Origin of the sequence: Ktedonobacter sp. SOSP1-85 (genome assembly GCF_016587415.1) — a bacterium.
Taxonomy (GTDB): domain Bacteria; phylum Chloroflexota; class Ktedonobacteria; order Ktedonobacterales; family Ktedonobacteraceae; genus Ktedonobacter.
The window spans coordinates 131,712-151,977 of sequence record NZ_BNJI01000001.1 but is presented as its reverse complement, the minus strand read 5'-3'; the positions used below and the strand labels follow the sequence as shown (position 1 = coordinate 151,977).

17 protein-coding genes and 1 pseudogene are annotated in these 20,266 nt (G+C 54.1%); 15 read left to right on the top strand and 3 right to left on the bottom strand.

What is annotated here, in order from left to right; translation table 11 throughout:
* The first annotated feature begins 37 nt into the window (after positions 1–37).
* A complete protein-coding gene (locus KTE_RS00720; protein WP_201377341.1) occupies positions 38–418 on the top strand; it encodes a hypothetical protein in 381 nt (126 codons plus the stop codon).
* Between the two features lie 766 nt (positions 419–1,184).
* On the opposite strand, the gene KTE_RS00715 is transcribed toward KTE_RS00720, so the two are convergent.
* Together KTE_RS00715 and KTE_RS00710 are read right to left on the bottom strand one after the other, a co-directional pair.
* Entirely contained in the window at positions 1,185–2,936 is a 1,752-nt protein-coding gene (locus tag KTE_RS00715) for an FAD-dependent monooxygenase (RefSeq protein ID WP_201377338.1), read from the bottom strand.
* Between the two features lie 1,122 nt (positions 2,937–4,058).
* Positions 4,059–5,648, bottom strand: a complete 1,590-nt coding sequence (locus KTE_RS00710; protein ID WP_201377336.1) for an ISL3 family transposase — start codon at positions 5,646–5,648, stop codon at positions 4,059–4,061.
* Between the two features lie 30 nt (positions 5,649–5,678).
* Here KTE_RS00710 and KTE_RS00705 point away from each other — a divergent pair, with 30 nt between their 5' ends.
* Positions 5,679–7,514 (top strand): ISL3 family transposase, encoded by a 1,836-nt coding sequence (locus KTE_RS00705; RefSeq protein WP_307811859.1) that lies wholly within the window; start codon positions 5,679–5,681, stop codon positions 7,512–7,514.
* A 213-nt stretch (positions 7,515–7,727) separates the two neighbouring features.
* Positions 7,728–8,132: a VOC family protein gene (locus KTE_RS00700; RefSeq protein WP_201377330.1), complete on the top strand. Its 405-nt coding sequence runs from the start codon at positions 7,728–7,730 to the stop codon at positions 8,130–8,132.
* A 149-nt stretch (positions 8,133–8,281) separates the two neighbouring features.
* Here the strand turns inward: KTE_RS00700 and KTE_RS48715 are convergent, their stop codons facing one another.
* Positions 8,282–8,557 (bottom strand): transposase, encoded by a 276-nt coding sequence (locus KTE_RS48715; RefSeq protein WP_255552960.1) that lies wholly within the window; start codon positions 8,555–8,557, stop codon positions 8,282–8,284.
* 18 nt (positions 8,558–8,575) lie between these two features.
* Between KTE_RS48715 and KTE_RS00690 the strand changes: the two genes are divergently transcribed.
* From KTE_RS00690 to KTE_RS00635, 12 genes and pseudogenes are all read left to right on the top strand, one after another.
* A complete protein-coding gene (locus KTE_RS00690) occupies positions 8,576–11,779 on the top strand; it encodes a LuxR C-terminal-related transcriptional regulator (protein WP_236600211.1) in 3,204 nt (1,067 codons plus the stop codon).
* A 142-nt stretch (positions 11,780–11,921) separates the two neighbouring features.
* Positions 11,922–12,131 (top strand): hypothetical protein, encoded by a 210-nt coding sequence (locus KTE_RS00685; RefSeq protein ID WP_201377322.1) that lies wholly within the window; start codon positions 11,922–11,924, stop codon positions 12,129–12,131.
* Positions 12,132–12,223: 92 nt separating this feature from the next.
* Positions 12,224–12,652 (top strand): annotated as a pseudogene (locus KTE_RS49380) (nuclear transport factor 2 family protein); the annotation flags it as partial.
* A 21-nt stretch (positions 12,653–12,673) separates the two neighbouring features.
* Positions 12,674–13,120 (top strand): nuclear transport factor 2 family protein, encoded by a 447-nt coding sequence (locus KTE_RS49375; protein ID WP_201386905.1) that lies wholly within the window; start codon positions 12,674–12,676, stop codon positions 13,118–13,120.
* 195 nt (positions 13,121–13,315) lie between these two features.
* Entirely contained in the window at positions 13,316–13,945 is a 630-nt protein-coding gene (locus KTE_RS00670; RefSeq protein ID WP_201377320.1) for an LUD domain-containing protein, read from the top strand.
* A gap of 51 nt (positions 13,946–13,996) precedes the next feature.
* Positions 13,997–15,544, top strand: a complete 1,548-nt coding sequence (locus KTE_RS00665) for an NAD(P)/FAD-dependent oxidoreductase (RefSeq protein WP_201377308.1) — start codon at positions 13,997–13,999, stop codon at positions 15,542–15,544.
* A gap of 35 nt (positions 15,545–15,579) precedes the next feature.
* Complete coding sequence (locus KTE_RS00660) at positions 15,580–15,726, top strand: hypothetical protein (protein WP_201377305.1); 147 nt, start codon at positions 15,580–15,582, stop codon at positions 15,724–15,726.
* A 43-nt stretch (positions 15,727–15,769) separates the two neighbouring features.
* Positions 15,770–16,171: a hypothetical protein gene (locus tag KTE_RS00655; RefSeq protein ID WP_201377302.1), complete on the top strand. Its 402-nt coding sequence runs from the start codon at positions 15,770–15,772 to the stop codon at positions 16,169–16,171.
* A gap of 421 nt (positions 16,172–16,592) precedes the next feature.
* Positions 16,593–18,677 carry a multicopper oxidase family protein gene (locus KTE_RS00650; protein WP_201377300.1) on the top strand — a complete coding sequence of 695 codons (2,085 nt, stop codon included), beginning with the start codon at positions 16,593–16,595 and terminating at the stop codon, positions 18,675–18,677.
* Positions 18,678–19,016: 339 nt separating this feature from the next.
* Positions 19,017–19,205, top strand: coding sequence for an FAD-dependent oxidoreductase (locus tag KTE_RS00645; RefSeq protein ID WP_201377298.1), 189 nt, complete (start codon positions 19,017–19,019; stop codon positions 19,203–19,205).
* A 127-nt stretch (positions 19,206–19,332) separates the two neighbouring features.
* Positions 19,333–19,617 (top strand): hypothetical protein, encoded by a 285-nt coding sequence (locus KTE_RS00640; protein WP_201377296.1) that lies wholly within the window; start codon positions 19,333–19,335, stop codon positions 19,615–19,617.
* Positions 19,618–19,951: 334 nt separating this feature from the next.
* Positions 19,952–20,152, top strand: a complete 201-nt coding sequence (locus KTE_RS00635; RefSeq protein WP_201377294.1) for a hypothetical protein — start codon at positions 19,952–19,954, stop codon at positions 20,150–20,152.
* Positions 20,153–20,266: the final 114 nt, after the last annotated feature.

Sequence of the window (20,266 nt, the reverse complement as noted above, 5' to 3'; positions counted from 1 at the left end):
GTAGCGATGCGTTGTGGGAACGATGGAGCGGAAAGAGATGATGGAGAATCAAGGATGTGCCTGCAAGAGAGTCGAACACTCTCTTTCACAGCGTAAAGGCAGCATGAATCTGCAGAAGGTGGGGGAATGGGAAAAATCAGCAATGCGCTTGCCGGAGATCCAAACCGAACACCTGTATTGCCGTGCGCTTCTCCATACCTCTGAGCACCATCGAATGCTTGCTTTGCCATTCGCTGGATTCTCTTCAGCAAAGCCGAAAGAATCGCCATGCGATGATCGCACCATCATCCAACCAGGTAGAGAAAGACTGAGCAATCATCCCCGGAAAGATGCATGGGATAGCCAGGAGCAAGAATGGTGGCGTCTGTTTCAATACATGAACATGAAACAGGATGGAGTTAGCGGTTATCCGGCATAGATGTGGGAACCTCTAAAAAATACTGAATGCTTGATCAGTATACAGGCTCATCTCTGTATCTGTCAAGAAGTATCACACTACACGCTACATATGAGAGGTACCGGTAAGTTATCTGATAAAACCTATCGCAAAGCAATTTGTAAATGTTATTTCGTTACTATTGTATTCGGCTTGGAAAGGCAATGCCCCCAGGCCGAATACAATTGTTGTTGATAAATGAAAAGGGGACCAAATGGCTCCGAATGATAAAAAAAGGGAGCCAAGAGGAGAGGAAGCCAAGGCGAGTGAGAAGGAAAGGAGCCACGGCTACACTTGTAAGGACATACTGTTGTAGGTGGGAGAGGGAAGAAGAGTGAAGGAGGATCATGCCACTGTGAGCGTGAGGAGAAATGAGAAAGAGGGGAGGACACCAGTATGGGCGCGGTGACGCCGTGCTGAGAGTTCTTGAGATAGGTCTCTGAAGAACAGACGAATCCATCGTCTTCTATGGCCTCACCATTCTGGCCAGCGTGCTGACGTTCCGCTTAGGGGCGCGGCTGCGCAAGCAAAGCACACAGTGCAGTTCCGATGGTATCGCCGTTCATGGGTGATGAACGGCGATACCATCCTCAAGAGAGCAAGGAAGCGATTCCCAACAGGAACAGCAGGGATCTGAAGATGCCCAAGAAAAAGAGAAGAATTTGGAAGGCCCTCGATCCAGCATGAGTTGACGTTCGCTCCGGGTAGGAGCGAACGTCAACTCATGGCATCAATTATAGCTAAAGTTCTACGCCAGGCCGAGCATCTGAGTCATGGCCTGGGTAAGTTCTGCTGTGCAGTCAGCAGATACCACTGCTTGTCGCCATCCCACATGAGCATCTGGTCGTACCAGTATACAACCGCTCTCGGTTACCTCCCTCAAGCGTGCCCAGTCATCGTAAGTGTCGAGCACCTCGCAACCAGGACCAATCACCAAACAGACAATGTCCACACCCGTACGTGCTGAAACGTCCTCCGCTGCCTTTTTCCAGGCTGCACCACCTTCAATGCCAGTGAGAAGGGTGAATCGACCTTTGCCCACCAGATCCAACGTACTGACAGTCTGCCCATCATGCTCTAGCCAACAATGAGGCAACCTTGCGCCAGGCCAGGTAGTAGACTGATAATAGAGTTCTGGGTCACGGATGTAAGTAGGCTCAGGGACCCCATCAGCAACGACCGCAGCAGAATGATAACGCTGATTGAATTCAACTCCATGGCTGTTAAACTCATAGTTTTTGAGTTCAATCGCCTTGCGCAATTGCTCCCTTTGCTCAGCGCCTCGCGGAGTATCTTTTTTGCGCATCTCTATGCCTTCGTACATCTGAGTAACATTCTGGGCTTCATTAAAGCCCAGAGCTTCATAAATCGGATTAAACTCTTCAATACTCTTGTTGGCACGCTCAACGATCTGCCGACCAACAGGTGGGCGCTCCTCATTATAGGTTTCCAATAGCGAATCATTCGCCAGGCCTTTAAGCACCAATGCTAGCTTCCATGCCAGATTATAGGAGTCTTGAATTGAAGTGTTTGAGCCAAGTCCATTGGATGGTGGATGCCGATGGACAGCATCGCCCAGACAGAATACATGCCCCTTTGAATAGCGCGTGGCGTACATGTTGTTGATGCCCCAGAGCGATTTGGAGTGGATCTTGATCGGAATGCTATCGTCTCCGATCAGGTTATGTACGATCTGAGTTGCTGTATCATCGTTGAGTTCAGGAGGATTGTTGATATCGTAGCCCCAGATAACAAGCCATTTGTGCCAGGGACGGACCATTCGAATCGTGCCCATCCCGATACCACCAATGTTAGACCCGGGTTGGAGTACCCAGTAGAGCACACCTGGCCGATGGGAAACATATTTCGAAAGATCGGCCGAGAAGACAATATTCATACTGCCTGCGACATCCATCTTTCCATGCGTTGGTAAGTCAATATCTTTGGCAACCAGGCTGTTGGCACCATCACAACCCAGGAGATATTTTGCTCTGACTTGATAGGTTTTATCACCAACTCGGTCTCGTACCGTTGCTGTCACACCATGAGAGTCCTGTTCAAGGGAGAGGTATTCGGTATTGAAACGAGCCAATGATCCATGAGCAGCGGCTTGAGAAAGGAGGATTGGCTCTAATAGATCTTGAGGACAATCGCAAATGTGGGATGGACTCGCAAGAGCATAGTCTGCAATGCGACTTGGAGATGTGCCCCATGTACGCAATCGCCCAAACTCCTCTCCTGCCAAACTCAGACAAAATACGTTGTTCCCCATAATTTCCTGCGGAGAAGCCTTTTCAATCACATCTCCTTCAATGCCCATGTCACGAAATATCTCCATAGTGCGCTGATTGGTGATATGCGCTCGTGGAGAGTTTGCAAGCCATCGGTGCTTGGTCAACACCATATTACTTATGCCATATTTGCTGAGGAAGAGTGCTGCTGACGCACCTGCAGGTCCACTTCCAATGATCAGCACGTCTGTTTCTATTGGTGAACTCATATTGCTCCCGTTACTATATTTTAATCTATACTAATCTGTGATTATTACTTCCTTTTAGTCATTTCCGTGTTATGATCACTATCTATCGTTCTCCTTCTTTCAGCTATTGGACATCTGGTCAGGGGCAACGCAGATAAAGAGTGATGACCACAGAACCCCTTGCAAAGGTGTCAACACCATTTCATTGTAGCGATAGATCATCTCGTCGTCTTGCGTTTGCTAGTACATTAGGACGACATGTAGTCCTGCCCCTTGTTGTAGCTCCTTCAAGGGAAACATGGACATAGTATAATCATCTTCTTCTATCCTTACCAGGGGCAAATCATGTGTATATGAGGACGAATCTCGCCAGGATGTCCAGTACCTGATATAATGGTTCTCCCGCATTTGTCGTGCTCAGTTATGCAGTTGAGAGAAGCACACGTTGGCGTAATAACTCAAAGCTCCCTCGCCCGTACATCGAACCCTTAATATGTTTGAGCTTGTTAACAAACCGTAGAGTAGGCGGCTAGCGCGTTACCATTACCGGCACGTTTCCAACCGCCCCTCCCCAAACTGGACATGCAAGTTTCCTGTGCATCCAGCTTTCCAGCCAACATGCTCGTGAAAACACGTCTTGAGCAGGACTTACGCATCACACGGCCTGCTCACCTGCTCTCGTTCGAACACATCAACCTGTCTTCCTTCCCCGTGTATCGAGCATTACTTCGATCATTTGAGTACTACGAAGACTCCGTGATCTTGAGCTTTTCGGCTTTTAGACCATCCCGTATTTGCACGCATAAGACGTAATAGAATGGGTAGGTGCCCGTTCGTTCCTTCTCACACTCATTGTGTGCCGTTCATCAGAGAGCGTGTAACGCACCCTCGAAGGGGAGGTGCGTCTTCTGATGACGCCGCGTCAGACATGCTGCGGCGAGCGGACCTGAACGCCACGCAGAACTTGGGTTCAACAAACACAGTTTCACCATACATTCAGGACTTGCGGATGCGATTACCATACATGTCTTCTGGCTTCTCCGCTTTACAGGCATGCTGTTGTCCTCGTCGGGTTTCCCCTCAAAGTTAGCCGTTGTCCTAAAGGTCCATTACGCTCAACCTTTCTCTCCTCTGGAGAGGATCTCATGCGCACCGAAACGGCGCACCTTCAGCCATCCCGTTGTTGTAAGCCAAAGAGCACGCTGCAACGAAAGCAGGCAGTTCTTTTTGTATGCCGAGGGCAAAGGCTTCCAGTTCTGCGATGCCCGATTGGGAGCAGATACCGATCCAGGCGGTGGCCTTCTCACCCTGCCTGTTCTTCATCAGTTGGAGCAGTTGCCGGGTCATCTGATACGCCAGTTCCAGTTCTTTTTCCTGGCGGATAAAGGCAAGAATCAGTTGGTCACGGCTTTCTAAACGCGCCGGGTCTTTGACGAAGAGATAGGAAAGCTGGCGAGCCGATGGGAGTTCGACCACAGGTTCGGCAGGAGTCTTCCCCTCCTGGGAAGCGGGAACAAGACGTGCTTCCCCTTCTGTCATGGTGTGAGAGGTCTCTGGCACGGCTTTCCTTCCCCAATCCTCTTGAAACTGGCGAAGCTCGTATCGGCGAGGAAACAGTCCTTGTGCTTGCAACCATCGGAGCACCGTCCTGGGATTGCCTGAGAAGCCTTGTTCATGGATTTCCCGATACAGTTGTTGCGCATTTTGGCATCCCTGAACACACCGTTCGTGCAGGTAGGCCGTGTAGGGAGCAATGAGTTTGCCCGTTCCAGGAGAGGGAGATCGTGGATGGCGTTCGGGAAAGCTCTCGGCAGCCAGATATTTGTAGACCGTTGTTCGTGTCAGATGGGCCTGTTGAGCAATCTGGGTAATCGAGAGTCCTTGCTGGTAGTACGAGAGCACTTCCTCGTAGCGAGCAAGGCGCTGTTCACGTGCGGCGTCGGAGATGGTCTGTTCGTGAACGGTGCGCGGCTTTTTGCGCTTCTTGAAGGGTGTCGATGGCTGCTGGAGACGCTGTTCAAGTCCGGCGTACAGCCGACTGACGACACGTTCGAGCGCCTCGCGCCAATTTTTGATCACATGCCATCGATCCATCACCTGTTGGGCTTCTGGTGCCCCAAGGTGTGCTCCGCGAGCATATTCCCCCGAGCGATCTCGGCTGATCCATTTCACACCTGGATGAGCTTGCAGCCAACGCTCCAGGGTTTCAGCCGTTCGATCTGCCAGAAGATCAACGACCTGGTGACGCTCCCAGTCAATGAGCAGCGTCCCATATTTCATCCCTCGACGAAACGCGAAATCATCCACGCCAAGGATCTCAGGGACGCTGCTTTCCACGGTTGGGCTTGTCCTGGCGAGACGCAGGAGGGTATCAGGACTCACCGTTGTTCCTACGGCTTTGAGCAGTCGTGCTCCTGGTTCTCCTCCACTCTGAATAGCGAAGACCGTCCACAGAAGCGTTAACCGAAACGTTCGCCGGGAAGTATGACCCACGAGATCGGGCAGTGGCTCAGCAAACGTCTGCTTTCCGCACGCCGTGTTCAGGCAGCGAAAGCGTCGCACCCGAAGGCGCAATTGAACCGTCTGGCCGCTGATCGGCAAATCACGTGGACAGCGTTGGTAATAACTATGAATACGATGCGAAACCTGTTGGCAAGCAGGGCAGTGGGCCTGTTCCGTCTGGGAGGTCGCACAGATCGTCAGCTTTTCTTCGGTGGATATCACTTCTGTCACTATAAAGCCTGGTAAAGAAAAGGGAATGGAATGCAAGAAAAGGCTCCTGATGAAGACAAATGTTCGTTCTTCTTTCTTTACGAACCAGTAGCCCAAAAGTTGAGCACGACAAGTGCGGGAGAACCAAAATTGGGGATCTCCGTCATCTTCCGTGCAAGAAAATATGGTATAATAAGAGGAAGATTCCTCACGAACATCTCCAGCTATCCAAGAAAAGAGTCTATGTCCCTCATCGCGTTATTACCTAACCTTCCTGGTTGCTCAGTGGAACAGGTGAGCCAAACCGAGGAAGCCATTGTGATCACGGCTTGTGCCACGACATCGAGCGCCTGTTGTCCTGATTGTCACTCTGCATCATCTCAGGTTCACAGCACGTACATTCGTTCACCAAAGACACTGCCTTCGAATGGACGACCGGTTCGTCTTCTGCTCTCTGTCCGAAGGTTCCGTTGTTCTCACCCGACTTGCCGTCGAAAAACGTTTGCAGAACCCTTTCCCCTTCTGATTGCTCCTCGTGCTCAACGGACCGGTTCTGCACAAGAATTGTTGCGCATCATTGGCGAGACAATGGGAGGGGAAGCAGGTGCGCGGCTGAGTAAACGACTCGCAATGACATGTAGTCCCACAACCCTCTTGCGACTCGTCCGCCAAGCCCCACTGCCTTTATCTTCCACCGTGCGAGTCGTGGGAGTGGACGAATGGGCATGGCGCAAAGGCCAGCGCTACGGGACGATCTTGGTTGACTTGGAGCGACAAGCCCCAATAGATCTGCTTAAGGATGCTACTGCCGAATCCTTTGCCTCCTGGTTGCAGATGCACCCCACTGTGGAAATTATTAGCCGTGATCGTGGCACGACGTTTGCAGATGGAGCCAACCGTGGAGCTCCGCAAGCGCTTCAGATCGCCGACCGTTGGCATCTCATTCACAATCTAGGTGAAGCCTTAGAGAAGGTGCTCGCGCGATATCATGCCAACTTGAAGCAGGCACTTCTGCGAGATGAGGAGCCTCAATTGAACCCTTCCGTAGAACCAGAGGTTCTCGCTTCTCCCAAGAGCCTATCTCAAGCTGAACAAGCACGCCAAGCTCGGCAGGAGCGGCGTCTGGCGGTCTTCAATCAGGTCCAGGAGTTGTATGCACAGGGGTGGAGTGGAGCCTCCATTGCTCGGATGCTCGGCATTCACAAAAAGACAGCGGTGAAATACGCGACCGCAAAACACTTTCCTGAATCGAGGAGTGATCGCGGGCGTAAACTTAGTCCATACCTTCCGTACTTACAAGCACAATGGACAGCTGGAGAGCACAATATTGCCTTCCTGTATCAAACAATTCATACCCAAGGATACTCTGGCTCGGAAACCTCTGTACGTCAATACATCACCTCGCTTCGAAAGGAAATCGGACCTGCGAGGCGACCGCGAAGATATGCCCCCGCGGTCTCAGAGGAAAGAAAGCGACACCAGCGCGTAGCCCTCTCAAGCCGTCGTGCCACCTGGTTGGTATTGCGAAGGCCTGAGGATCTTTCATTAGAAGAACAAAACCTGCTTGATCGCTTGAGTCAAGCGCATCCTCAGGTGAAGGAAGCATGTGAGCTGGCACAAACCTTTGCCCAGATGATCCGCAGAAGAGATGCGCCAGCACTCGAAGTATGGCTGCAAAAAGCAACCGTGAGTGACATCCCAGAAGTATGTACCTTCGCGAAAGGTATTCTGCGTGATCAGGCTGCTGTTCTGGCTGCTTTAACCTACGATTGGAGTCAAGGTCAGGTCGAAGGGCAAGTCCATCGCCTCAAGCTCCTCAAGCGTCAATCGTATGGGCGCGCTGGATTTGATTTGTTACGCCATCGTGTGCTTGCGCGAAGTGCATGAGCTTAGCACGGAAGACGACGGAGAACCCAGAGAATGGCTCATCCTCAATTTAAGTGAGCCTACCTGCTTCAGCGGCAATTTCCATCTCGCTCGTTAAAAAGCCGTTGCGCTGCTGACATACTGTCGTCACTCGCATGGGATACACTGTTGATATGAAAGAAATCAAGGACCACTGACGGGACAGCTCCTCAGCTTGGAAAGGAAGGAATACGCATGGCAAAACTGCTCGGACCTGATTTTATCAGCTTACAGGTGCGCAACCTCTCTACCTCACGGACATTCTACACCGAGATATTGGGCTTGACGGTTGATACGCGCTTTGATGCTCCCGATTTTGTCCTCTTCGATACCAACTCGATTCCCTTTGCTCTCAGCGAATCCAAAGTGAACCTGGATGAAGCACCACAGCCGGGACGGGGTGTGACGCTCTGGATCGACTGCGATCATGTTAATGAGTTGCATGCTACATTGGAAGCGGCTGGAGCCACCATCATCACGCCACCCTACGATGGTCCGTTTGGGCGTACCTTCGTCTTTGCTGACCCCGATGGGTACCGGCTCACGGCCAACGAGAACCCCTGGGATCGGTTTCCTTTAGGCGGTAGGCCCCAGAGTTAGAGAAGTACATCCTCAGTGTACCTGCGCAGAGATTCTGGTGCTGCCTAACGTTTGATCGGCAGGCACAACATTCTGGGATTGACAAGAGAGCTGGAATGTGCGGTAATTCCGGCTCTTGGCATACGCGAATCATCGAATTCGGAGCGCCTCTACACGCGACAGAGCACTCGGAGCCGGAGTAAATCGAAGTTGGCCCTGCCGAACACGATCCTTTTCTGAAGCTTCAAGCAGTTGACCTGCGCTTCCACCTGACCATTGCTCCACTCGGAAGAAAACGCCGCTTTGACGGCTGCATAATCGAGGCGAATCCCTTTTGCCATTTTATGGAGCGTTCCATGCCCAGGCTGACAGGCTGGTTTGCGGTTCGACCTTTGGGTGTAGTATACTTCTGCGTGTTGGGGATTGGGGGTGGATGGAATACCCAACGGCAAGGGAAGAAAACGATGCCTAAACCATTAGTCCATGCGCTCATCTGGTCACACGGACACAAACACTACACCCTCTCTAGCCACGGCCAACCCGAGCAGGATTTCCTTCCAGAAGACCCGTCGGCATTTGCTCGCTGGTTGGACGGACACACCGCTTTTGCCTTTGAGGGGCAAGCGGGAAGGATCTCGGTCCTCAAAGAAGCCCGCTCCCGTGGAAGCGGCTATTGGTATGCCTATCGCACGCACCAGCGCCGCACCCGCAAGCGCTATCTGGGACGGACGCAGACCCTCTCGCTGGCTCGCTTAGAGGAGACCGCCAGGATGCTCTGGCCCGAACAGAAGCCCGCGCACGCGACTTCCCAGGGGATGGCGCCACTTTCCAGCAAGCTCTCTCCACCTCGCTTGCCGAACGTGTTCGTCGCGCGCGAGCGCTTGCTTGCCGCCCTCGATGCGGCGCTTGCCACGAGGCTCTCCCTGGTCTCGGCTCCGGCTGGTTTTGGCAAAACGACGTTGCTGGCGACCTGGGCCAGTCGGCGAAAGAGCCAAGTCGCCTGGCTCTCGCTGGACGAACTGGACACGACGCCGACGCGCTTCTGGGTCGCGCTCATCGCAGCCCTGCGCCATTGCCCCAGCTTCACCCCGAGCTTTGGAGCAGGCCCGATGGCGCTGCTGCAATCCCCCCAGCCGCCACCACTGTCCACCGTGCTCACGGCGTTGCTCCAGGAACTGGAAGGTGGCGAGGGGCATGCTGACTCCATCGTGGTGATTGTGGACGATTATCAGGTGATCTGCGATCCAGCCATTCACGAGGGCATGTGTTTCTTCCTGGAGCATCTCCCTGCACACGTCCATCTGATCCTCTCCAGCCGCGTCGATCCGGAACTGCCCCTTGCACGCCTGCGGGTGCGCGGACACCTGACCGAGATCCATGCAGACGAACTGCGCTTTGCAGAGGGGGAGGCGAGCCAGTATCTGGGCCAGATGCTCTCCCCTGCGCTCGAAGCCGACGAGGTGCGCAGGCTGGTGAGCCGGACCGAGGGCTGGATCGCCGGCTTGCACCTGGCCGCGCTTACCCTGCAGCAACGCGCCGATCGCGCGGCCTATCTTGAGAAGTTGACCGGCAGCCAGCGTTATCTCCTGGACTACGTGCAAGAGGAGATCCTGGCCCGTCTGCCTGAGCGCGTGCGCGACTTTCTGCTCAAGAGCGCTCTCCTCTCGCACATGTCAGCCGCCGCGTGCCAGGCTGTGACTGCTGCACCCACCAGAGCAGCCAGCCAACAGATGCTCATGTTCCTGGAGCGGGCCAACCTCTTTGTGGTGCCTCAGGATGAGGAGCGGCGCACCTATCGGCTGCACGATCTCTTCCGCGAAGCCCTGCTCTCCGTTCTCCACACCACGCAACCAGAGCTGGTGCCGCTCTTGCACCAGAGGGCCGCTGCCTTTTATGAGGCCCAGGAGCAATGGTACGAGGCCATTCCCCATGCGCTTGCCGCCGCTGACTACTCCATGGCAGCGCGGTTGATGGAGCAAACCGTCGAGCAGTTCTGGCTGCGTGGGGAGGCCGAGACGATAGCGCGTTGGGTGCTCGCGCTGCCCCAACCGCTCGTGCACGAGCACGCTCGCCTGCTGCTCACGACCGCCCTCTACCTACTCAACACGGTCACACAGACGACCCGCGAGCAGCGGGCCAGGGTCTACCAGCAGGCGCAGCAACTCATGGCGCGGGTCGAGAGTGCCTTGCCGTTCCATGTGGACGAATGCAGCCACCTGACCGTAGCCACCCGTACAGGTACGGGCGCCGTTCTTCCCACCGAGGCTCGGGGGGCGAGGCTTTATCGGCGTCTGCGCCTGTTACACGCAGAGATGGCCTGGTATGAGGCGATGGCCACTTGGGAGTATGGGCGTTTAAGCGCTCTGTATCAGGAGATCCAGGAGCTTGACCAGGATGAGGAGATCATCTGGCAAATCTTCCCGCTTCTCTGCCGTTTCCTCCTCCACTACTGGGACCGGCAAGAGGGAGCGGTGCTTGTGCCGCAGCTGCTCTCCGCAAAGCAGCGGGTGAGCCAATCGGCAAGCCTCTATGCGATCAGCAGGGTCAGGGAATGGTTGGCGCTCTCGCACGTGGAGGCAGGACACCTGCGCCTGGCCTATCAGGAGAGTCTGGATACCCTCGACCTGGTCGAACAGATCGCGGGCTATGCTCCGCTGAAAGGATTTCTCCAGATCTGCCTGGCACTTGTGTTCTACCAGTGGAACCGTCTGGAGGAAGCACACAGCTTGCTGTCCACAATCGTGCAGGACGCCACAGCCTGGCCGCATCTGAATGTGCTCGGAATGGGATATGCCTGCTTGATACAGGTCGAACTCGCCAGGGGTGAGTGGTCGCTCGCCGAGCTGGCGCTGCATGAGCTGGAGCAGTTGGTAGAGCGCGAACGCTATTGGACCTACTCAGACTGGCTATTGACGCTGCGGGCGCAATGGTGGCTGACGCAAGGACAGCTCAAGGAGGCGTCCGACTGGGTGAGTGGTGTCCTTTTTCCAGAGGGGCCATGGGACAGGAACCTGTATGATGCCTTCCCGATCGTGATCCGCGTGTATTTCGCGAAGCTTCGCTTTCGAGAGGCATTGAACTCGCTGGAACGCTGGAGCGGACACCTGGATCGACCGGCCAATATCAGGATTACCATAACGTATCTGGCTCAGTTGTTGGTAGCGCTGCACCAGGCAGGCCAGCACGAGCAGGTACGCGAGATCGCAGCACGCCTCTTTGCCCTGACGGAACCAGAGGGCTGCCTGCGCGTGTATCTGGATGAGGGCGAATTCATGAGGGAGGCACTTCTAGCGTTGCTCACCACACACGTAGAGCAGCACGAGTTGGCTGCTGCCACCAGAGCCTATATCGCAAAGCTCCTGGCTGCCTTCGAGCAGGAGAAGCCAGGCGCGAGCAGGTCACTGGAGGGGGCAACCACACCCGAGCCTGCGCCTTCTTCGGCCCGGCAGCCATCGGCCATCTCCTGGGCGCCGGGGATTTCCCTGACCAGGCGCGAACAGGAAGTCTTGCGGTGGCTTTCCGCCGGAGCCTCCAATCAGGACATCGCCCAGGCCCTGGTGATTTCCCTGGACACCGTCAAGAAACACGTCAGTCATCTGCTCGGCAAGCTGGGAGCGAGCAGCCGCACACAGGCAGTGGCCCTGGCGCGTGCCCGCTCGCTGCTCTAGCACCTCCTTCTCCCCAACAGGGTGTCATCCTGCCTTTCAAAACTCCTCCTTTTCTTCCACTTTTGAGGGCTGTGTTGGAGGATACGCCCATCTATACTTTACCCATGATCAGAGCACTCCACTGAGACAGAGGAGGAGACCGATGTACTACCGCATTCGCATCCAGGGACATCTGGACCTATCCTGGCAGGACCGGTTTGGGGGATTACACATCGAGCAGCAGGAGACCAGTACCACGCTGCTCTCAGGAGTGCTGCCGGATCAGTCAGCGCTGTATGGGGTGCTCTTACAGCTCATCCGGCTTGGCCTGGTGCTGCTCTCGCTTGAAACGAGCCAGGCGGAAGGTGCGTGAGCAGACACGAGATCGCTCGTGAAAGACAGATGGTGTGCGCGTGACTCCGAGGGGTCATGGCGATTGAAGCACTCAGACGAAGGAGAAAATCAATGAGCAATTTAGAGAGTATTGTTGATCGCTTCGAGATCGAGGCGCTGCGCAGCGAGTTCACTGACGCAGTGATGATGCGTGACCCCAACCGCCTGGCGTCGCTGTTCACCGAGGACGGCGTGTGGCGGATACCCCCCATCGTCGAACTCACTGGCCGGGAGCAGATCCGCGCCGGGAGCAAGCGGTTGCAGGGGCAGTGGGACTACTTCGTGCAAACTACGCATCCAGGCACGATCCATCTGGAGGGCTCCACCGCGGTCGGCCGGGCCTACATCTGTGAGCTCGCGCGCCTGCGCGACGGCAGGTCCGGGCTGAACTACGCCGTGTACCACGACCGCTACCAGCGCACTGAGGACGGCTGGAAGTTCGCCGAGCGCGTCTACGAGGTCAGATACCTTGACACCACACCGCTTGCGGGCTCGGCGCCCCAGGCAGCGGAGGAGGAAACTATGCCAGTTGAAGACAACAAGAAAAACGATGAAGCCGAAATCAAAAAGGTCATCGAGGGGTTCGTCGAGGCACTTCGGGCGAAGAACCTCGATGGGGTGATGTCTATGTACGCGCCCGAACTGGTGTCGTTCGACATCGTGCCCCCGCTGCAATACGTGGGAACAGATGCATACAGGAAACAGTGGGGAGAGGCGTTCTCGTCGTTCCCGGGTCCGATCAACTATGAAATTGTTGACCTGTCCATCACGGTGGGTGGTGACGTGGCATTCGCCCACAGCTTCAACCGGCTGAGCGGAACCATGGCCACTGGGCAGAGGATTGGGAACTGGCTGCGTTGGACCGCTTGCTTCCAGAAGATCAACGGCACGTGGCTGCTCGTGCACATGCAGGCTTCGGTGCCTGTCGATTTGGAGCATGGCAAAGCGGTGCTCGACCTCAAGCCATAGCCATTCTTGAAGAGAAATTTTAAGATGAATCTGGTGACCTGTGGACCGTTCTTCTGCTGATGAACGCTTCTCGCGAGCCTCGAGAGGATCGACCAGATGAGGAGCGTGAGGGTAGCTCTTTAACAGCGTCATTAGCCACCTTCCACCAGATTCATCCCAACATGGACACAAGACAAGAAAGGGAAAACAATCACAATGACGACCAATCTCTCACCGTTCGAATTCACACAACTGGCCTCAGAGCAGCAGATCGAGAAGACCGTCCAGGCACTGCAAGCGCATGGCATACAAACTGTCGTCTTTGAGACTGGTGAAGAAGCACAAAAGTATGTGCTTGACCTGATCCCCAAGGGCGCGGCGGTCTATAATGGTCCCTCGCGCACCCTTGAGGTGCTTGGCCTCTCTGAGCAGTTCGGACACACACACCGCTTTCAATCGGTGCGCGCTCAGTTAGCGACGCTTGATCACACGACCCAGCGCAACGAGAAGCGCAAACTGGTCGCAGCTCCCGATGTCCTGGTGGGAAGCGTGCATGCGATTACCGAGCAGGGCGAGATCATGATCGCATCAGGAACGGGCAGCCAGTTGGGTCCGGCAGCCTCAGGCGCAGGCATGGTGATCTGGGTGGTGGGCACGCACAAGCTCGTGCGCACGCTGGAAGAGGGACTTCGCCGCATCCGCGAACATTGCCTTCCCTTAGAAAGCGAACGTTCCCAGCAGGTCTACGGCGTGCCCAGCGCGATCAATAAACTGCTGATCATCAATGCAGAGCACATGCTCGGTCGTATCACGATGGTCCTGGTCAAGCAGCAGCTTGGCTTCTAGGAGATCTGGTCGCAGAAAAAGAAGTAGAAGAATAAGAAAGGTGCTCTAGATATGCAGGATGGAACAACAACAGGAACGCAAGGAAAGCAACGGCAGGCCGTGGTGATTGGGGCAGGCATCGCTGGCCTGCTGGCGACACGGGTTCTTGCGGAGCATTATGAGCAGGTGCTGGTGGTAGAACGAGACGTGTTGCCCGTAGCGCCCCGACCACGAGCGGGCACGCCGCAGTCCCATCATCTCCATCGGGTGTTGCCACGAGGCAAGATGATCCTGGAACGCCTGTTTCCTGGTTTTCTTGATGGCTTGCTTGAGCACGGAGCCTTCTCTCTGGAGCAGACCAAAAGTCTTCTGATTGCCAAGGATGGACGCACGGCCCTCAGCGCTCCTAACGCGACGGGCAAGGATGCATCGTGTAGCCGAGCCCTGCTGGAGTGGGAAATACGTCAGCGCGTGCAGGCGCTGGCAGGCGTGCGTTTTTTGACCCATCAAGACGTGCTTGGCCTCGTCGCGTCATCTGACCGCAAACGCATCGCGGGGATCTGCGTGCGTGAGCACGGACAACTCGATGAGCGAACAACTATAGCAGCGGATCTGATTGTTGACGCCAGTGGACGTTCCTCCAAACTCACTCATTGGCTCCAGGAACTGGGCTATTCTCTGCCTGAGGATGAGCAGGTTCATTCCGCCATTGGCTATAGCACCCGCTATTACCAGTTCCCGCCAGACACGCATCACGAGTGGAGTACCGCGCTCAAACCGTTCTCTCAGAGCGATGGGGCCGCGTTCTCGCTCCTTGAGAACCACACCTGCGCCGTGATCATCGGCAATATCGGAGGCCAGTATCCTCCTACCGATGCCGAGGCGTTTGAGCAACGACTTACCGTCGCCATCGGGTCATACCTCCCCTCACTGTTGCAAGACGCTCAACCACTGGACGATCCGCGCGGCTATCGCATCCCGGTATGTGTGCGCCATCACTTTGAGCAGATGGAGGATTGGCCCACTGGTCTGCTGGTCATGGGTGACGCCTTCTGCAACTTTGACCCCATCTACGGACAAGGCATGAGCGTGGCCGCGATTGAGGCGGAGACGTTGGCGCGGTGTTTACACAAGCAGCAGAGCGCTCCTCAACCCGGCTTTGAACGACACATACTCCAACGCATGCAGGAAACCATCGCCCCGGCCTGGTGGCTCAGTAGTGTCTCTGATCTCAATACGCCTGGAGTGACCTATACGGGTTCCTCGCCAGTGCGCGGCGTCAGGTTGATTCAATTGTACCTTGACCTGTATCTCAAATATGGCCCGGTGCATGATCGGGAATTGCTCCAAAAAGGCATGCAGGGACAAACGTACATGCTCAAAAACTTCCTGATGAATGGACTGCTGATCTCTCCGCGCGAAGTGATCAATGCGCGCACGCTTGCCACCTTACTTGCGGTGGGAGAAGCCTCAGCGGAACGGCATCTACTGGCAGAGCTTCTCCAGGACTACCCTGGGAGCTTTGAGAAGATATTCGATGAGATCATCCCCGACTTTTCCCGCTCTTTTGAAGGTCTGCAAGCCTTTGCACAGAAGGAAGAAGTCGCAGTGTCGCAGTAGTCTGACTGTTTGCAACAAGAAAGGTTCATCCATCTATGGAACCATCAACGGAACAAGTGACCGTCGAGAATCTTGAACTGCATGTGCAGCATGGTTATGCCGATAATAACGGAGTGAAAATCCACTATGCCAGCCTGGGGAGTGGTCCTCTAGTGGTGATGATCCACGGCTTTTTTGAATGATCGCAAATACATCCTGATAAACCAAAGAAAAAAGGAGAAGTTCATGATCGCAATACGTATCATCCAAGTAATCGCGGCTCTCGCCGGGCTAGCCGCGCTGGCGCTTGGGCTTACCTTCTGGATTGCCCAGCTAAACTTCATCGGCTTTCATCTGCTCTTTGGCCTTCTCTTGACCCTTGCGTTGCTGGTCATGAGTATTCTCGCTCTCAGCACAAAAAGTCTGAGGATCTGGGGCATAGTCGGCATAGTCTATGCCTTGATCGTGCCGATCTTTGGTATGACGCACTCTGGTATTCTCACCGGTAATCTCCACTGGCTGATCCAGGCTGCGCACATGCTGGTTAGCATGGGAGCTGGTGCTCTGACGAGCATTCTGAGTGCTCGTTACGTGGTGCTCAAACAGACCACTGCCAAACCATCTGCCCAGCCTCAGGCAGTGCGCTAGGAGGAACGGTAATGATGAAAACGTTGCGCCGCCTGCTGGCTTTCTCAAACTGAAGGACACGTTTACCTCCCCATTCGTACAGGAGGGAACTGGCCCTTGGCTCAATGTCCTTTTGTTGACTTGCTACGAGAATATCTCCAACACATCAGTGATGTGGTCAGGAACAATCGCCTGTGAATGGTACTGCGTTGGTGCAGAGAAGAGAGCGTGCCTGCATGATACTGCTCTAGGGGGTACTTGTATCTACTATGAGTCACAAATGAAGATGGGGCCGAATATACCATCGTTCAGACGGGGTTTCTAGATATACATTGGATACAGAGCAAGAAGGAATGCTCGCTTCGATAGGAAAAAAGACTGAGAGCAAGGTTGAACGGCTGCTGTAGCGCACGTATGAAATAGAACACGTATGGAGGAATATATGTACGTATCAATTCACTTTGTTGATGATATCATTCTTTTTCTACTGCTTCTCGTATGGATCATTGCTGGATTTCAGGTTTTTCTTCTTCCCAGACAGGCGTCGTCGAAGAGGCAACGGCTGGGAATACGGAGAAGTTTGTTCTGGTTGGGATTGTCTGAACTGCTTGTGCTGATAAAGTTGGGGGCTGTTGTTGCGAAATGGGTCCTCTTTGGCTGGATTTTTGCTCAGGAGAGAATGCTTCTGGACCTCCCATTGCTGGTTCTGCCGGCTCTCTCCGTTCTCCTTTTCTCGTTTCCGTTCTTGCGCAGAATGTCGCGTAACCTCCCGCAAGATGGAGCGTCACCTGCCAAACAAGATGCTGCGGCACCGGCTTTGTTGGTACCAACTCTGATAACGGTCGTTGGTGTTGTGCTCGATACCTACCTTACGCTTATATACACCGACCCTTCGTCTTTGCCTCTTCTCCTGATCTTGTTTGCGCTCTTTTGTGTTGTTCTTTGGTTCTGGTCTACCTTTGGAAAGAAGCTACCTCTCTTCTCCAATGGGAGGAAGACACCTCAATTGGCAGAAACGCGGGTGAGATGGTGGCACCTTCCATTACGCATTGTGATTGTTCTCGCGGTAGTAACTCTCTGCCTGACCGGCTGGTTTTCCTGGTCCGCTCAAGCGAGTCGTCTTCCTGATCGCATCCCGATGACAGGCAATATGATGGACAATATGACGGGCGATATGACAGGTCACAATATGCAACATAGTCAGCAAAATGACGTTTCTGTGACCAGCCTTGTCGGACCGCAGAGCGGGGAGCCGAATGAGCGTTTTACCCTCGTTGCGCAGGAGGCGGAGATGCGCTTACGTTCTGGAGCGACGGTCAATGCCTGGATCTTTAATGGACAGCTCCCAGGGCCAGAATTGCGGGTTCACCAGGGAGATCTGGTGGAAGTCAAACTGATCAACAGGCTTTCCCATGCAGGAGTTACACTACACTGGCATGGGCTGGATGTCCCAAATGCAGAAGACGGCGTTGCTGGGGTCACACAAAATGCTGTTCAGCCGGGAGAGAGCTTTACCTATCGTTTTGTGGTAAAGGACCAGCCAGGAACCTATTGGTATCATTCGCATCAAGATTCTTTAGAAGCAGTAGAGAAGGGGCTGTTTGGCGCGTTGATCGTGCTCCCACGAGACGATTCGTTCACCGGAAAGGATATCCCGGTTCTTGCTCATAGCTGGCTAACAAAGGAGGGAAGCTCTCAGCAGGCATTTGATACGTTCGATACGTTAAAACGGCTGGCCGTACAGCCGGGGACTCCTGTTCGCTTACGCCTGATCAATACCGATAACCTCCCGATCAATTTTGTCCTCTCTGGCACCTCCTTTAAAGTGATTGCTATCGATGGGACGGATCTGCATGCTCCTACAGAACTGACCAGGCAACGGCTTCTGGTCGCCGCTGGCGGGCGGTATGATATTCAATTTACGATGCCAGATACGGCAGTGTCGCTCGATTGGCTGCAAAAGAGTTCGAAAGTGGGATTACTCCTGAGCCGAGACGGGACAGGGAACGCCCCTGCGCTGGCAGATGGTCCCGTCTTCAATCCAGCTACGTATGGGAGCCCGCTGAAGACGCCATTTGATCTGTCAAGTCACTTTGACAAGGAATTTACGTTGATCCTTGATGACATGATTGGCTTTTATGATGGCAAAATGGAATCGGTGTGGCCCATCAACGGGGAAGTGTTTCCCAATACGCCGATGCTGATGGTGCATGAAGGAGATCTGGTCAAAGTGAGCTTTGTCAACCGAAGCTGGATGGATCATCCCATGCATCTGCATGGACACCATATGCTGGTGCTGAGCTACAATGGACGACCGGTCACAGGAAGTCCCTGGTGGGTTGATACGCTCAACGTCGCTCCGGGAGAACGCTATGAAGTCGCTTTTCGTGCCGATAATCCGGGGATATGGATGGATCACTGTCATAATCTCGATCATGCGGCGGCGGGGATGATCCTTCATCTGGCGTATGAAGGGGTTTCCAGCCCCTTTGAGGTCGGACCTGGCACGGTAAACCAGCCAGAATGAAGCCTGGCGCGCTGGGAGTGCTTGGGATCCACAACGAAGGGACCCACCGCGACCATCGCGCGCCGAAATGGCGCACGATGGTCCTCTCTTGAGGGAAGAAAGGTTGAGAACGAACAAGACCTTTCGGACAAACCAACTTCCCTGGCGGGAAACCCTCAGCCTTTGTCACAAACAGGTCGCCTGTTTCGACTCATGTGTAAGGGGGGTGAAGCAAGAGAACGCAGATGGCCCTCGCACGAGGATGAGAGCAATGGTTCTCTGCCGCTCTCGATACGGTTTGAATGAAATGAGTGTCTGGCCGCACGGTCAGACAGAACACAACGAGAAATGGACATCTTGATGACGACACATACACATACGCAACCTCCTGTGATCATTGTTGGCGGCGGCCTCTCGGGCCTCTCAGCCGCCGCCTATCTTGCACGAGCTGGTCATGCCGTGACGCTTTTTGAGAAGTCCGGTAATCCTGGCTGCGATTTTATGGAAATTATGACACTCGCTCTTACTCATATCGTGGCAGTAGCTTGACGCTAGAGGCCGCTTTACACTGATGAGTTAAGAGGCTTTCTGAATCATGTCCTGGCAGCGATTCAAATTTATTACCCATATCTCGGCAGCAAGTCGTTTTTTGTCTTCTTCGTGTTATTTCTGATCAATGTTGTTTGACTCTCCTGCCACCATCGTGAGTCAGACGGAATATCATATCCCGCCAACCCAATATAACCATCGTTACGATTGGTCTAACACGAATCAAATGCTCACAAGCTACCAGGGGATGATAGGAATCAAGACTGGCTCTGGGAGTGGAGCTGGCTATTGCATCGTCTTTGAAGCGGTGCGCAATAACCGGATATTGATCGGGGCTGAACTAGGCGCTCCAAGCTTCGAGGTGCTCTGGGACGATGTGGCGCATTTATTGGACAGGAGCTTCGCCAGGTAAGTGGATATTCAAGAAAGCTCGAAGTGTGCTGTTCAGGGTATTGAATATTGTTTGTAGGAGAGAAGAGAGAAGCCCTCTCGAACTGGACAACGAAGAAGATTCGTCGGTTCGAGAGGGGAGATACGCTGCTGAAGGAATGAAGCTTACATTACGCGTCTAGTAGAGGGAGGTCCAGGATGTGAGATGTAAGTTGCAGAAGTATAAACCGTACGAAAAATCACACGAAGCGATGCCGCGACAAGTGCCCCAGAACCCCCTCTTTTTGCTAACAACATATTTAGGATATGTCATAAGCAACTTTCGGCCTGTAGAGCCAATTGGGCACCAATTTTAGATGATGCCATTTTTGCAGAGCTATCCAGGGGCAAATGGAACCAAAACGGGGTCAAACGCGGATGGCACGGACTGGTGTATGGTCTTCTCCGCTACTCGCCATAGGCATCTGCTCATTGGTGCCGAGATGCAGACACCCTCCGAGGATCAGGTGTTTACCGACGCAGAGAACATCCTTGATATGGACTTTGCCTCCGAGTAGCAAGTCGATCGGAGGAATGACTGACCAGGGGGCATGTTCATTCGTGCGGCGCCGGTGTTCCTTCGGGCGTGACTGATGGTGAGCATATTTCCCACACATACGGTTTTCAGACCT

Excerpts from the sequence above, each read along its gene's own strand:
- KTE_RS00720 (WP_201377341.1), top strand. The coding sequence starts at position 38 with ATGATGGAGAATCAAGGATGTGCCTGCAAGAGAGTCGAACACTCTCTT.
- KTE_RS00715 (WP_201377338.1), bottom strand. The coding sequence starts at position 2,936 with ATGAGTTCACCAATAGAAACAGACGTGCTGATCATTGGAAGTGGACCT.
- KTE_RS00705 (WP_307811859.1), top strand. The coding sequence starts at position 5,679 with ATGCAAGAAAAGGCTCCTGATGAAGACAAATGTTCGTTCTTCTTTCTT.
- KTE_RS00700 (WP_201377330.1), top strand. The coding sequence starts at position 7,728 with ATGGCAAAACTGCTCGGACCTGATTTTATCAGCTTACAGGTGCGCAAC.
- KTE_RS00690 (WP_236600211.1), top strand. The coding sequence starts at position 8,576 with ATGCCTAAACCATTAGTCCATGCGCTCATCTGGTCACACGGACACAAA.
- KTE_RS00685 (WP_201377322.1), top strand. The coding sequence starts at position 11,922 with ATGTACTACCGCATTCGCATCCAGGGACATCTGGACCTATCCTGGCAG.
- KTE_RS49375 (WP_201386905.1), top strand. The coding sequence starts at position 12,674 with ATGCCAGTTGAAGACAACAAGAAAAACGATGAAGCCGAAATCAAAAAG.
- KTE_RS00670 (WP_201377320.1), top strand. The coding sequence starts at position 13,316 with ATGACGACCAATCTCTCACCGTTCGAATTCACACAACTGGCCTCAGAG.
- KTE_RS00665 (WP_201377308.1), top strand. The coding sequence starts at position 13,997 with ATGCAGGATGGAACAACAACAGGAACGCAAGGAAAGCAACGGCAGGCC.
- KTE_RS00660 (WP_201377305.1), top strand. The coding sequence starts at position 15,580 with ATGGAACCATCAACGGAACAAGTGACCGTCGAGAATCTTGAACTGCAT.
- KTE_RS00655 (WP_201377302.1), top strand. The coding sequence starts at position 15,770 with ATGATCGCAATACGTATCATCCAAGTAATCGCGGCTCTCGCCGGGCTA.
- KTE_RS00650 (WP_201377300.1), top strand. The coding sequence starts at position 16,593 with ATGTACGTATCAATTCACTTTGTTGATGATATCATTCTTTTTCTACTG.
- KTE_RS00645 (WP_201377298.1), top strand. The coding sequence starts at position 19,017 with ATGACGACACATACACATACGCAACCTCCTGTGATCATTGTTGGCGGC.
- KTE_RS00640 (WP_201377296.1), top strand. The coding sequence starts at position 19,333 with ATGTTGTTTGACTCTCCTGCCACCATCGTGAGTCAGACGGAATATCAT.
- KTE_RS00635 (WP_201377294.1), top strand. The coding sequence starts at position 19,952 with ATGATGCCATTTTTGCAGAGCTATCCAGGGGCAAATGGAACCAAAACG.